The organism is Bradyrhizobium sp. LeoB3, assembly GCF_055456055.1.
In genome coordinates this window covers 1-12,676 of sequence record NZ_JBVBEF010000148.1, presented here as the reverse complement: position 1 = coordinate 12,676, position 12,676 = coordinate 1, and the positions used below count along the sequence as shown (strand labels likewise).

General features: G+C 60.0%; 15 protein-coding genes and 2 pseudogenes. 8 read left to right on the top strand and 9 right to left on the bottom strand.

Annotated features, from left to right (window positions below; all coding sequences use genetic code 11):
- Window positions 1-97: 97 nt before the first annotated feature.
- The 5 genes from ltrA to tnpA all read right to left on the bottom strand — a co-directional run bounded on the left by ltrA (window position 98) and on the right by tnpA (window position 4,683).
- Complete coding sequence (gene ltrA, locus ACZXDY_RS42125; RefSeq protein ID WP_464349544.1) at window positions 98-1,675, bottom strand: group II intron reverse transcriptase/maturase; 1,578 nt, start codon at window positions 1,673-1,675, stop codon at window positions 98-100.
- 286 nt (window positions 1,676-1,961) lie between these two features.
- Window positions 1,962-2,201, bottom strand: a complete 240-nt coding sequence (locus ACZXDY_RS42120; protein ID WP_464349543.1) for a hypothetical protein — start codon at window positions 2,199-2,201, stop codon at window positions 1,962-1,964.
- Complete coding sequence (gene tnpC, locus ACZXDY_RS42115) at window positions 2,198-3,847, bottom strand: IS66 family transposase (protein ID WP_464349542.1); 1,650 nt, start codon at window positions 3,845-3,847, stop codon at window positions 2,198-2,200. The genes ACZXDY_RS42120 and tnpC overlap by 4 nt, the downstream gene beginning before the upstream one ends.
- 69 nt (window positions 3,848-3,916) lie before the next feature.
- Entirely contained in the window at window positions 3,917-4,264 is a 348-nt protein-coding gene (gene tnpB, locus ACZXDY_RS42110) for an IS66 family insertion sequence element accessory protein TnpB (protein WP_407121592.1), read from the bottom strand.
- Entirely contained in the window at window positions 4,261-4,683 is a 423-nt protein-coding gene (tnpA, locus tag ACZXDY_RS42105; protein WP_464349541.1) for an IS66-like element accessory protein TnpA, read from the bottom strand. The genes tnpB and tnpA overlap by 4 nt, the downstream gene beginning before the upstream one ends.
- A gap of 320 nt (window positions 4,684-5,003) precedes the next feature.
- On the opposite strand from tnpA, the gene ACZXDY_RS42100 reads away from it, so the two are divergent.
- From ACZXDY_RS42100 to sorB, 4 genes are all read left to right on the top strand, one after another.
- Window positions 5,004-6,062: an MBL fold metallo-hydrolase gene (locus ACZXDY_RS42100; RefSeq protein ID WP_464349540.1), complete on the top strand. Its 1,059-nt coding sequence runs from the start codon at window positions 5,004-5,006 to the stop codon at window positions 6,060-6,062.
- Window positions 6,063-6,225: 163 nt separating this feature from the next.
- A complete protein-coding gene (locus tag ACZXDY_RS42095; RefSeq protein ID WP_464349539.1) occupies window positions 6,226-6,633 on the top strand; it encodes a DUF302 domain-containing protein in 408 nt (135 codons plus the stop codon).
- A gap of 397 nt (window positions 6,634-7,030) precedes the next feature.
- Window positions 7,031-8,239 carry a SorA family sulfite dehydrogenase catalytic subunit gene (gene sorA / locus ACZXDY_RS42090; protein ID WP_464349538.1) on the top strand — a complete coding sequence of 403 codons (1,209 nt, stop codon included), beginning with the start codon at window positions 7,031-7,033 and terminating at the stop codon, window positions 8,237-8,239.
- An 11-nt stretch (window positions 8,240-8,250) separates the two neighbouring features.
- The gene (gene sorB / locus ACZXDY_RS42085; RefSeq protein ID WP_464349537.1) at window positions 8,251-8,583 is read left to right on the top strand and encodes a SorB family sulfite dehydrogenase c-type cytochrome subunit; all 333 of its coding nucleotides are present in this window, start codon (window positions 8,251-8,253) and stop codon (window positions 8,581-8,583) included.
- Window positions 8,584-8,926: 343 nt separating this feature from the next.
- Here the strand turns inward: sorB and ACZXDY_RS42080 are convergent, their stop codons facing one another.
- Both ACZXDY_RS42080 and parS read right to left on the bottom strand, forming a co-directional pair.
- Complete coding sequence (locus ACZXDY_RS42080; protein ID WP_464349536.1) at window positions 8,927-9,442, bottom strand: RES family NAD+ phosphorylase; 516 nt, start codon at window positions 9,440-9,442, stop codon at window positions 8,927-8,929.
- Window positions 9,435-9,728, bottom strand: a pseudogene (gene parS / locus ACZXDY_RS42075) (type II RES/Xre toxin-antitoxin system antitoxin); the annotation flags it as partial. The gene ACZXDY_RS42080 and the pseudogene parS, both read right to left, overlap by 8 nt.
- Before the next feature lie 92 nt (window positions 9,729-9,820).
- Here parS and ACZXDY_RS42070 point away from each other — a divergent pair.
- Window positions 9,821-9,925, top strand: a pseudogene (locus tag ACZXDY_RS42070) (GDCCVxC domain-containing (seleno)protein); the annotation flags it as partial.
- 388 nt (window positions 9,926-10,313) lie between these two features.
- Here the strand turns inward: ACZXDY_RS42070 and ACZXDY_RS42065 are convergent.
- Both ACZXDY_RS42065 and ACZXDY_RS42060 read right to left on the bottom strand, forming a co-directional pair.
- Window positions 10,314-10,565: a hypothetical protein gene (locus ACZXDY_RS42065; protein WP_028168879.1), complete on the bottom strand. Its 252-nt coding sequence runs from the start codon at window positions 10,563-10,565 to the stop codon at window positions 10,314-10,316.
- A 279-nt stretch (window positions 10,566-10,844) separates the two neighbouring features.
- Complete coding sequence (locus ACZXDY_RS42060; RefSeq protein WP_028168878.1) at window positions 10,845-11,189, bottom strand: hypothetical protein; 345 nt, start codon at window positions 11,187-11,189, stop codon at window positions 10,845-10,847.
- Window positions 11,190-11,337: 148 nt separating this feature from the next.
- On the opposite strand from ACZXDY_RS42060, the gene ACZXDY_RS42055 reads away from it, so the two are divergent.
- The 3 genes from ACZXDY_RS42055 to ACZXDY_RS42045 all read left to right on the top strand — a co-directional run bounded on the left by ACZXDY_RS42055 (window position 11,338) and on the right by ACZXDY_RS42045 (window position 12,384).
- Window positions 11,338-11,580, top strand: a complete 243-nt coding sequence (locus ACZXDY_RS42055; RefSeq protein WP_028168877.1) for a hypothetical protein — start codon at window positions 11,338-11,340, stop codon at window positions 11,578-11,580.
- Between the two features lie 30 nt (window positions 11,581-11,610).
- A complete protein-coding gene (locus ACZXDY_RS42050) occupies window positions 11,611-11,868 on the top strand; it encodes a hypothetical protein (RefSeq protein ID WP_028168876.1) in 258 nt (85 codons plus the stop codon).
- 264 nt (window positions 11,869-12,132) lie between these two features.
- On the top strand, window positions 12,133-12,384 hold the full coding sequence (locus ACZXDY_RS42045; RefSeq protein ID WP_155255623.1) for a hypothetical protein: 252 nt from the start codon (window positions 12,133-12,135) through the stop codon (window positions 12,382-12,384).
- Window positions 12,385-12,676 lie beyond the last annotated feature (292 nt).

Here is a 12,676-nt window from a genome sequence, read left to right as displayed (position 1 = left end):
GTGATCTTCGCAATCACCGGACTTACCATGACCGCTCCAGCCTCTCAGGCTTTTGCAGAACCTTCCGCACACTACCGCATACGGCTCCTACCTTGGGTCATGACGTGTACCGCGGATTGGGATGCGGATGACAGGCGCGGACTTTCGGGATGTATCGCCTAACGTGACGCTGGAATCGATCCCAGGTCATGCGGGAGCGCTGGCTGCGTCGACGAAGCGAGCGCAGCCATGCCCGGCAGACCTCGGCGCGGAACATGCCGAGCCGTTTCAGATTCCCTGGAATCGCGTGGTAGTTCAGGTACCCCTGCACCACGCGACGGAGCCAGGCGCCGATCTCAGCGATGGGCGCATGGCGGCGTTTCATCAGGTCGTGTCGTATCGCCCTCAGCGTCGCCCGCATGCGGGAGGCGATGGTCACGCGCCGGATTGTGAAGTGCGGATTCATTCGGGTCACAGCGCAGATGTGCGTGAACCCGAGGAAGTCGAACGTTTCCGGGCGGCGTTGCCCCCGGCGTGCGCGGCGCTCGGCCGCGTACCGTCCAAATTCCAGAATCCGTGTCTTCTCCTCATTCAGCGAGAGACCGAACATCGCCATCCGCTCACGCAGTGCGTCGAGAAAGCGTAGGGCCTCGGACTTTGTTTCGAAGCCCACGACGCTGTCGTCCGCATAGCGGACGACGATGACATCCCCTTTCGCCGTTTTGCTCCGCCACTGGTGGGTCCAGAGGTCGAAGACGTAGTGCAGATAAATATTGGCGAGGAGCGGCGAGATCACCGCGCCTTGCGGCGTACCTATCCGTGCTACGGACTTCGATCCACTTTCGACAACGCCAGCGGTCAGCCACTTGCGTATCAATCGCAAGAGCCGGCGATCTGCAATCCTGTGCTCGAGGAACCGCATCATCCATTCGTGATCGATCGTGTCGAAGAACGAGCGGATGTCGGCGTCGAGCACCCAGTTCACTCTTTTCTGATGGATGCCGATCCAGAGTGCGTCCAGCGCTTTATGCTGACTTCGCCCCTCCCGGAATCCGTAGGAAAAGCCGAGGAAGTCCGCCTCGTAGATTGCATTCAGGACCGTCGTCACCGCGTGCTGGACGATCTTATCCTCCAGCGCAGCGATTCCGAGCGGTCTCAGTTTGCCATTCAACTTGGGGATATACACTCGGCGAGACGGGAGTGCCTGGTAGCGGCCTGATTGGACCGCGTCCCAAAGCGCTGCTATTCGCTCGTCGAGCCCTTCCTCATAGTCGCGCCATGTCATCCCGTCGACGCCGGGCACCGCGGAGCGCTTCAGTTGCCTGAAGCTTTCCGTCAGCAATTCGCGCGTCACGTGATGCATCAACGCCGTGAACCGTGTCTTCCTATTCCGTCTTGCCAGTTCACGTATAGCCTCCAGCCTCGTCGACGCGCTGGTCCGGCTCAGGGTCCGGGGCGCGGGAGGATGTTTGCTATTGCCCTTGGCTGCCCGCCTTCCCTCCGGACCTTCCGCGAGCAACGGTGTGGACCCGTCGCTGTTGTTCAGGTCGTTCATTGGTACTATGCGGACATCCGACTTCTCGTCGACGATGACGCTGGGCTTATGGCATTCGCCTTTCCCCAGCCTGCCCGAACGCTGTTCGTCTTCGGGCGACGACGAGATCTCCCAGTTCCTGTGCGAAGGATTTCCCCGCATGCTCAGGGTCTCCGACCGCGTGGAACCGTTGAGCGGCTCGCGATGTGCGCCGCCCAACGTGTTGCCTTCCGCTTAGGATAACAGCGTCGGCGCTCCAGACTTCCGATTTCGCGGCTCAATGGCTGGCCTGCGGTTTCCCCTGTCAACGCTTCGAAGTCGTCCTCACGAACGCCTCCGCATGACTCGGGGCCAAGGTGGGTCGCTACTCCTTTCCTGTATCGAACTTTCATCGACTATCCTTCGCCAGTTTCACTGGCGCACTATCCATTCGGCGTAGGCCGCAGGGCTACCGCTTGAGCAGTTCAGGGTTCTCTTTGTAGAACCTGATCAGCTCGATGAGGTTTTCGATTCCGAAGTCGGTGAACGCCTGGACGCCGTCTTCTCCGACGCCATAGACCCAGATGACGCCGTCCTCGATTTCCATTTCGTTGGCGATGTCCCAGAGCCAATCTTCGTCTTCGCCGAGGTCTTTCGCGACCTGGGTGATGGTGGTGACGTGATGGACCTTGTCGACGTGCGTGGTCATGCAGCTCGAGCGGAGAGTGCTGATGCCGGCGTCCAATTCCAGGGCAGAAGTTCGTCGAGCCGATGAGCCGGATGGGCGGCGATGCGGGCGAGGATATCGGTGAGCCAGGCCTGCGGGTCGATGCCGTTCATTTTCGCGGTGACGATGAGGCTGTACATAGCTGCGGCGCGCCGCCCTCCGCGATCAGATCCGCAGAACAGCCAGGACTTCCGTCCAAGAGCGATGCCTCGCAAGCCCCGCTCGGCGGCATTGTTGGAGAGACACACGCGTCCATCTTCCAGGAACAGCGTGAAGCTCGCCCATCGCTTCAGGATGTAGTTGAACGCCTTGGCCAGGTCGTGGCCGCGAGACAGTTTAGCGAGCTGTTCGCGCATGTAGAGCTGAAGATCCTCGACCAGAGGCCGGCTCAGCGTCTGCCGAGCCTGAACGCGTTCCTCGGCACTCTTGCCATTGATGGAGCGCTCGATCTCGAACACCGCATCGATCCGCCGCACGACCTCGATCGCAATCGGCGAGAGCGGGATCTCCTTTTTTCCGGCACCCTTGCGCCGCGCATTCTCTTCGATGTCAGCCATGGCAAAGAATGGGCGTCGTCCATGCGACCAGCAGGCAGCTTCCCGGATCGGTCCAGGCTGGCGCCCGGCCAAATAGAGCTGGTTGTACCCATCATAGGCGTCGGCCTGCAGGATGCCGGCATACCGGGCCAGATGCGCCTGGGGATGCTCGCCCCTACGGTCGCGGGAGTAGTAGAACATCGCTGCCGGTGGCCCGGCGCCGCCAAACGGCCGGTCGTCCCGGACGTAGATCCAGCACCGTGCCGTATCGGTCTTGCCCTTGGCCAGCACCGGCACCGTCGTATCATCGGCATGCAGGCGCTCGGCCGCCATGACATGGGCTTCGACCAGGCGCAGCAGGGGGTCCAGCGACGCATTGACCGATCCCACGGCGTCCGCCATCGTCGACAGCGCGATCGGCACGCCTTCCAGCGCGTAGCGCTCAGCCTGGCGGTTCAAAGGCTGATGTTGGCCGAACTTCTCGAACATGATCATGGCCAACAGGCTTGGGCCGGCCCATCCCCGTGCGACGGCATGGAATGGCGCCGGCGCCTGGCTGATCTTCTCGCAGTCACGGCAGGAGAACTTCTCCCGGACCGTCTCGATCACCTTCCACTGGCGCGGCACCACTTCCAGCGTCCGCGTCACGTCCTCGCCGAGCTTGCGCAGACGATTGCCGCCACAGCACTCACAAGCCGTCGGCGGCTCGATCACCACTCGTTCGCGCGGCAAATGCTCAGGGAAGGTCTGGCGCTCGGGACGCTTGCGCGTAAATCCGCGCACCGTCATCGCCTTGGCCACAGCGCGCTCTGCCGCCAGCTCGTCTTCAGTGGCGTCACTTTCCAACTCTTCGAACGTCAAGGCCAACTGCTCGATCAGGCGCGACGAACGCTCCGACCGCTGGCCGTAAATCTGATGTCTTAGCTTGGCAATTTGCAGATTCTGCTGGGCAATCAGCGCTTCGTCCTCAGACGCTTTCGCACGGGCGACCGCGAGCTCGGCGGCGATCTCCAACCCCTTCGCGCGCTCGGCTGCCAGCGCCGCCTTCAGGGCGGCAACGTCATCCGGAGCAGCGTCGCGATCCGCATTCATACGACGCAGTGAATCACAAATTGGACGCGATGGGATTCCCCAAAATGCAAGAAGCTACAGATTCTGCGCTCAGCCCGCGCTCTGCGGCCGCCAGCTCAGTTGGGGATTCCGCCAGTCGATGCCTTCGAGCATGTAAGCCATTTGCGCCGCCGAGATCGATATCGCGCCGTCCGACGCCGAGGGCCAGATGAACTTGCCGCGATCCAGGCGCTTGGCGTAGAGCGACATGCCAAGCCCGTCATGCCAGAGGATTTTGACCAAATCGCCGCGGCGCCCCCGGAAGATGTAAAGATCGCCAGCATGAGGATCGCGCTTCAGGCTCTCCTGGACCGCAAGCGCCAGGCTTTGCATCCCGCGGCGCATGTCGGTGTGGCCGGTGGCGATCCAGACCCTTACCCCGCTCGGGATCGGGATCATCGCCGTCTCAGAAGCTCAAGAACCCGCTGCAGCGCCTCAACGTCCACGTCGCGGTCAACGCGAACACGACAGCTGCCAAGCTCGATCTCGATAATGCCGGCCCTTGCACGTTGCGCAGGCGGTGAAGACACCGGTTGTGGCGCGCCACTCGAGATCGTAGCCGCCGCAGGCGTGATCTCAACCGGAACAAGCACCGGCGCGGCATCCCCGCTCAGCTTGCCTTCGCGCGCCAACCGGCGCCACGTGAACAGTTGGCTTGTCGACAGCCCGTTACGTCGCGCCGTCACCGACACCAGACGTGGCCCGCCATAGCTCTCGGTGACGATCCGCTGCTTTTCTTCCAATGTCCAACGGCGTCGAGCGCCCGTCGAGACGACTTCAAGTCGGGAAACCTTCGGCATAGGCATATGGTCAGTCATAAGCCTATGTCTTCATCGTCTATCAAACAGCGCAAGGCGGTCCTCGCCGGAGCGATACTCAGGTCCGCTATTCACCCCTGACCAAAGCTAGTTCCTCTCGGCTGGCGCGCCGCTTTCTTGCGGTGCGACAAGCGTTCGCATAGCGCCCCTTATACCGAAGAGCCGACTAAGAACTGACATTGGGGGTCCGCATCGGGCGATCGAAAGCGTGCGTTTCGACAAAGCCGCATGCGGATCTAATAGCCAGTAGACCCATTTTCATCCACCCTCAATCGCCGCGTCGCGAAGGCGGGATCACGTTTCGTTCGTTGACCGAGCGGATGGATACCAGCACCCCGCCAGGGCGATTTCCTGTTTCAAGCGAGCAGCCATATTTCAGGGCTGCGTCAGGGAAAGGCATCCAGATCATGCCAATAAACGCGCCTGCGATTCGATCGACCGCCGTATTCCTGTGTTCGGCTTTTCTTGCTTTTGGATATGCTGTCCCCGCAACCGCCGATGCGCCAGCGCCACCAAAAGGAGACTATTTCCATACCGGGGCCGGCGCGCACTATCTGGAGCGCGCCAAGGGCGACATCATCACCGTGCCCTTGCGTGGCAACATCAATGTCCTGATGGGATCCGGGGGGAATATCGTGGTTCTGTCGGGAAGCGAGGGCAAGTTCCTCGTCGATGCCGGGATCAAACCGTCAAAAGACAAATTGCAAGCGGCTCTCGATAAGATCGGCCCGTCACCGTTGAAATACGTCGTAAACACCCATTGGCACTGGGATCATACCGACGGAAATGAGTGGATGCATGCAGCCGGCGCCGCGATCATTGCACAGGGAAATACGCTGAAGCATCTTTCCGATACCACTCGCATCGATGATTGGAATTGGACGTTCGCTCCCGTTCCGGCGGGCGCGCGCCCGACGATCATCGTGGAAGATGAGAAGGAGTTCGCCTTTGCGGGCGACTCCATAAAGGTGGAGCATTTCGGCCCCGGCCATACTGACGGCGATGTGTTGGTGTACTTCGAAAAGGCCGATGTGATGGCCTTCGGCGACACGTTCTGGAACGGATACTATCCGTTCATCGACAACGAACACGGCGGCAGCGTCAATTCGGCCATCGCCTGGGCTAATAAGGCTATCGAACGCACCACGGATCAAACAATCCTGGTTCCCGGTCATGGGCCGGTCGGCAACCGCGCTCAATTGATTGAGTTTCGCGACATGCTGGTCACGGTGCGCGATAAGGTCGCCGCATTGACGTCACAGGGGAAATCCCTCGAAGACGTCATAGCGGCGAAGCCGACCGCGGCCTTCGACGACAAATGGGGACGATTCGTGATCGGTCCGGAGTTCTTCACCAAGCTTGTGTACGAAGGATTGTAGACAGTAGCTGTGGCCGTGCCGCCATCGAACAAAAGGGCAGATCGCTGCCACGGGGCAATCCAGGCTGCAGTGAAATTGAAACGCTGCCTCGCGAGTTGGAATATTAGCAAAGAGGCGTGGCCGGCCTCAATCTTGACGCTGCACCGCTGCAATGGAGTGACACATGTCTGAAAGCTTGGTCGTCGTCGTCTCCTCTCGCCCTTTCGATGACACGCTGAATGCGCTGATCGCCAGCGTGAAGCACAGGCAGGTCGAGGTGTTCGGCATGGTCGATCACGCCGCCAACGCGCAGGGCGCAGGCCTTACGCTTGGCCGCACCACCGTGGTGACGTTCGGCGGGGCCAAGGCCGGCACTCCTCTGATGCAGGCGCACCAGACGCTGGGCCTCGACCTGCCATTGCGCGTCTTGGTCTATGAGACCGCCGAAGGCCAGGTCCGCATCGCGTATCGCGAACCCCGCGACATCCTGGCCGGACAGGGCGTGGCGCCGGACGCCTTCCCTTCGGTGGGCATCATGTCAGCCATGCTGGCGGCGGTCTCGGCCGAGGCCGCCGGCGGGAAACCCGAATAGGCGCAGAGCGCCAGGGCAGTCAACAAATCGAAACGGATAAGGAGATCCGCAAACGGTTCGGTCACGCACCCGGTGTTCATATGCAGGACGACAACGCCAACCTGGTGCGTGACGTAAGGCACGAAAGGACGCGTTAGGCCCACGACGCCGCCCGACTCGGCGGTCTAGACCGGTGTCAGCATGATGAAATATGCACGCTGCCACGCGTGATGAAGTTTTCGCTATCGCTTGATCTCAACCGACGATGTGGCTTTCGAACGGCAATCATCTTGCGGAACGCCTTGTACCTGTGCCAGCGTCCTCGAACCGCGCTTCGAAGGCAAAGCCCTACCAGGGACCCAGGCGCATGCGGCGACAGCTGAACGTCACTTGGACACAAGGCAACAGGAGGACCGCCGTGATCGACAGACGCACCTTTATACGGTCCGGAGTTATGCTTGCAGCATCCGGTGCCGTTCTGCCATTTTCATCAAATTCAGCTTTGGCTGAGACCGTGACGTTGCCGTTCGGCAATGGCGAGCGGCCGCTGGTCAGATACCCTCAGAAGCGTTTGATGATCGGCCTGACCAGCCGACCCCCGCAGTTGGAGACGCCGTTCTCGGTGTTCAATGAAGGTGTGCTCACTCCGAACCATGCGTTCTTCGTGCGCTACCATCTCGCCGATATTCCTCTAGAGATTGATCCGGATACGTTCTCCGTTGAGATCAAAGGGAAGGTCGACAAGCCGTTGAAGCTGTCACCGGCCGAGATCAAGAAGATGCCGGCCATTGATCTCGTGGCAGTCAATCAATGTTCCGGCAATAGCCGGGGATTTTCGGATCCACGCGTCGCCGGTGGTCAGCTCGCCAACGGCGCCGTGGGCAATGCACGTTGGCGCGGCGTGCCGCTGAAAGCGGTACTCGATAAGGCCGGCGTGCAGCAGGGCGCCAAGCAGGTGACGTTCGGCGGCCTCGATGGTCCGGTGAGCGATAGAACACCGGATTACGTCAAGGCGCTGGATATCGATCACGCCCGTGATGGCGAGGTGATGCTGGCCTATGCCATGAACGGGACTGACTTGCCGCTGCTGAACGGGTTCCCGCTGCGGCTGGTGGTGCCCGGCTATTATGGGACCTATTGGGTCAAGCACCTGAACGAGATCACCGTGCTCGACTCGGTGTTCGATGGCTTCTGGATGAAAGGAGCCTATCGGATCCCGGACAACAGCTGCGCCTGCGTCGATCCCGGCGCCGCACCGAAGTCGACAGTGCCGATCAATCGTCTCAACGTTCGTTCTTTCATCACCAACCTGACCAACGGCGCCAAGGTGAAGGCCGGCGGCCCGACAATTGTCAAAGGCATCGCATTCGATGGCGGAACTGGTATCAAGGACGTCAGCCTGTCGCCCGATGGCGGCAAGACCTGGCAGGCGGCCAAGCTCGGCAAGGACCTTGGCAAGTATTCGTTCCGTGAATGGCAGCTCTCGGTCCGGTTGCCGCCCGGCGCGCATGACCTCAAGGTTCGAGCCACCAACCAGGCCGGGCAGACACAGCCCGAAACCGCAACATGGAATCCGCCCGGCTACATGCGCAACGTGATTGAAACAACGTCTGTTACAGCAGCCTGAGGAGCCTGGTCATGACCTTGCACAGGACTGCGTTGAGAGCAGTATCGATGATGGCGAGTGTTGCTGCGATCGCTGGCATCAGCGTCCCAGTTCGGGCCAAACCGGTCTCTTACGAGCTCCCTCCGGAAACCGCCGCGTTCAAGCCGGGGCCAAACCTTGAGGTGGTGCAAGGCAATTGCACCGCGTGTCATTCGGCCGACTACATCAAAACTCAGCCACAGGGCCCAAAGTTCAAGAAGGATTTCTGGCAGGCCGAGGTCATGAAGATGATCAAGGTGTACGGCGCACCGATCGACGAAGCGGACGTCGGCAAGATCGTCGAGTATCTGTCGCAGACGTATTAAAGCGACCGCCGGTCGATCCGGCCGAACTGGTCCAGCGCTGCCTCGGGGGCCTCATGGGTGGATCTCGGCACGGCTTTGAGGCGCTATATGGATCAGTCGACACCGGTGAAGACACTGGTCAACCAAATACCGTTTGAAGTCGGGAGGCAGGTTTCCAGCAAAACAACTTCGAATCCTGCTCGTTTTAACCCCGCATGCAGCCACTGCGACAATGGTCTCGCCTCCAGTCCGATCCGCTTCACCGCGGAAATCGGCCCTGACCTGGTCTGACCAACAAATCGTGCAACAGGTCGTTGCACAATTGCCCTGGGGCCAGAATGTCAGTCGCCGCTACGCGGCCGAATTAGGGCGGTGATGTCGAAGGATGAAGGCGCGTATCGAGCGCGAACGCTTCCTGAAGGTGCGGCTGGTACGCGCCTTTCGCCCTGGTCGGGTCGAAGATCAGATTCCAGCTGTGTTTGGACACCACACATGGGATCACGACGAATTTGTGCTTGGCCAAGAGCACATCCGCGAACGCCTGCTGGCCTGCGCCTGGGATTCCCGGTCGCAGCCAATTGGTGTTCGGAACGTCGACAGGGCGAACAATATGAACGTCAGACACGTCGACGATATGAAGCGCGGTCAGTACGTGCGGCAGAGTGTCGAGCGCTTTGAAGCCTTTGTGAACCGCCACTTCGAGTATCGCGGTCGCTGGATCAAGCGCGCAATACACGACGCGAACGCCTTTGCTGTTCCACCGGCCGCCGACCTGGAATGCGCCTTCGCCACTATCCCAGATCGACGCAAAGCGCGCCTGATCGAGGCGCCAAGCGATGAGCTTGCCGCCTCCCAATGGCTCTAAGAAGGCGTCATGCATACACGCCGTATGCGAGGCGCGTGAGGTACTGTTCAACTAGCTCGATGCCCGCCGGAGTGGCAAGCAGGTCGATCGGGCGACGCTGGTCAAGACCGATGGCCGGACGCTCGAGCCACTGCTCTGCTTCTTCCTGCGAACCGAACACGTCCGTGGCCTTGGCCAGGATTTCCGCAAACTTCCAGGTCCGCCCACTTTGCTCCTGGCTGAGCGGCTTGTCGGGAGCGTCCTTGCGTCGCTGAAAGTTGCGAAGGCTCATTCCGAAGGCTTTTTCCAGCGAGTCGGTTTGAATGAAGAGGAGGTGACTGACGAACCTCGGCCACCACGAAGGCCGGTTATCCGTCCGCACCCAAGAGCTGATCCGATGCTTTTCAATCGACCATCACTTGTCCGTGCTGCGCCGTCGCGAAAGTCGAGATTATGCCGACGGATGCCTGTCAGTTTTTCTATGAATGCACCGGTTGCGGCACAAAGCTAAAGCCCAAGTCCGTGATCTGGATCATCGCCTCATCTGGATGGGCACAGCGCGCATGCTGAATGCGCGACGCTATAATCGTACACACTGCCGATACACCGGACCTTGCTACCTCGCCATGACCGTACCCGTGATGGTGCTCGGTGCGTGGGTCGTCACCAACGGCATACTTGGATGGGCTTGTTTGGGCGTGATCATCCTCGGTGGCAGCGGGCTGATATGGTGGGCCACAGAACGCGCTGGGGGAAGCTCACTTAGTGTTGAGAGCCGAACGCTGTTCACCGCACGAGGTCCGTTGTGGGTCAAGGAATGAACTTGGCTTTAAAGCGGTTCAGGGTCCGGCTTTACGCAGAGAGCGGACATTAGGCGTAGACAGGCGCCCTGGCATCCGCATGCAGATCACTCAGCTCCAAAACTCTTCAGGTGCGGGTGGACGTTGCTGTACGGCACTCCCAGGGTCTTGGAGACGTCGGCGACGGTGAGCGGTTGGCCGGCGCCTTCTGCAGCACTGAAGATCACCAAGGCGACAAACATCTGCTCCAGCGCGGCGCCGAAGTACTCCTGCTTATAGGGCTCGTGGTCATAAACCAGTAGTGCGAGGTCTACCATCAGTTGGCTGACGCCGACCGCGACAACTGCGCGACGTGGCATTGGTTTCTTCTTTTTGCTGGTGGGTCCTGTCCCGTGTCACAAAATGGATCAAGGGGAAGGTTTGGCAATAGCCAACTCGCGTGGGTCGCCTTGCGGTTGCAGTTCGTGTGGATAATGGCAGTTGGTCACCTGCCCAAAATGGGCACTGGCACTTTTTGCATGCAGCCATTCTTCCACTGCTCAAAATGGGCAACTTGCAGTTTGCAAAAAATGCGCTCAACAAATCGGGTCCAATCGAATTGATGGATCGTCGTCAGCATGCGTACATTGGATCGATCATCACTTGTGGTCTTTCAGCAGACGCGCAGCAGCGCAGGTCGCGCGGACAATGCGCTTGAAGTGGCGCGAGTTGAGCCGCTCCTGCAGGTGGCTTTCGTCGCAGATGTAGCCAGGGCCGCTCTTCTTGATGACGCGCTGCTCGACCAAGATATCCAACCAGCGTTGCACACTTCCGCGCGGCATGCCTGTCGCTCTCACGATAGCGAGCTGGGAGATGGGCGCGTGGCCTCGATCGTCGTTGAGTCGAATGGTCAGACCGATCATCAACTCGGGCCAGACCGCCCCGATGTGCTCGCCGTTCCTGTCGTACCCCTCAAGCAACAAGCGGACGATGACCAGCAGCATTTGAGAGACGATCGCGGACGCTTCACGCCGCGCTTTGCATTCAGGTGTTTGCATTACGGGCAAAGTAGGTAATTCAGTCCAACAGACCCAGTAACAAAAAAATCAGGTTCGCCCATACAATGCGGACAATCATAGGAGAGGGCCCACCATGGAGGACGATTACATGGACGACGAAATCATGCGTGATGATGGCACCGTGCGTCTCGACAGAGGCACCGCATGCGGAACCATCGCCATCTTCAAGGCCGAGGTACGGCAAGTATTTTTCAAACACCTCGGCAAACAGACGTGTTGGGATGACTGCTGCGCGCTCTCTTGGGCGCTTGACGACATTAGCCGCGAGCTGCTCATTGAGTTATGTGGCGCAAGACGACAGTGGCGACAGAGATGAGACGGCGATGATCACCATCCCGCAATTGCAATGACGCGCTTCCTGACCACAGTCACGCCGTTCTGCGTCGCTGTCTACACGGCCGACCAGATCGAAGGCGCCATTGCCAACGGCACGCCGGTCGTCAAGGTGCTCTCCGAGAGAGGCGACACGAACGCGGTCGGCACCAAGGGAGTTGTCGTCGGCTCGGTGGCTGGTCGGGGCATCGTCGACTATTTCGTCGAATGGGAGACCGCGCCGGATGTGCCGGTCGTCGTCGCCGACAATAAGATCGCGCGGCTGTCGTGATCGTTCGGGCGCAATTCCGGCGCTCGCGACCAGATTGACCAATATTCCTTCAGCCGATTGTCCGCCTTTACACGCGCGGGCAACCCCCGTAATCATCCAGTAGGTTAGCGCGCTGCGCGCCTGACGAACAGATTTTGTGCGACTTCGAGACGATCGCGCACATAAACGAGACTGGCTGGAATTCGGGCTCTGATCTCGGGCCCTTAAGTTCCACTTAAGTTTGCTCAGCAATCGCTGCACAAGGCAAACAAAGGAGTGCCCCAAATGTCTCGTCTTTCAGTTTTCGCCGCTGCAGCTGTTTTGTCGACGTTGGCGACAACCCCGGTTGCCTTCGCCAAGGAGCATCACCACGTCCGCAGAGGGCCGCAGTACATCAGCACCGGTCGCCCCAACCAAGGCTACGCCATTCCAGGCTTCGCCTACGCAGGTCCTAGGCTGCCGGTCCACGATGATACGCCGAGCTACGACGATCCGTCGAAGTTTGGCGGTGACGAGGCGCTGCCGGTGACGCACTGAAGCTTCGAGATGCCGGCAACGCGAGCTGGGATGCAGATCGCCTAATTCGTGCAAGCGTGCAGACGCGCTCGGCTGTGCATCTGCACCGCTGCACGTACAACCGACGCAAATCAGAAATCGAGTGGGGTCCCGATCGGCGCCGATCAGGACCCAGTCCTTAGGACCAACCGGAACAAAGCTTCCGCTAAAGCAGCAATGATCGTGCGGTTTGTACCGTAAGCGTCGTTCCGCTCCCACCTTCTCGCGGCACACGAGATAGGCGAGTTTCACGATCTCTTTGAAGGGATCGACT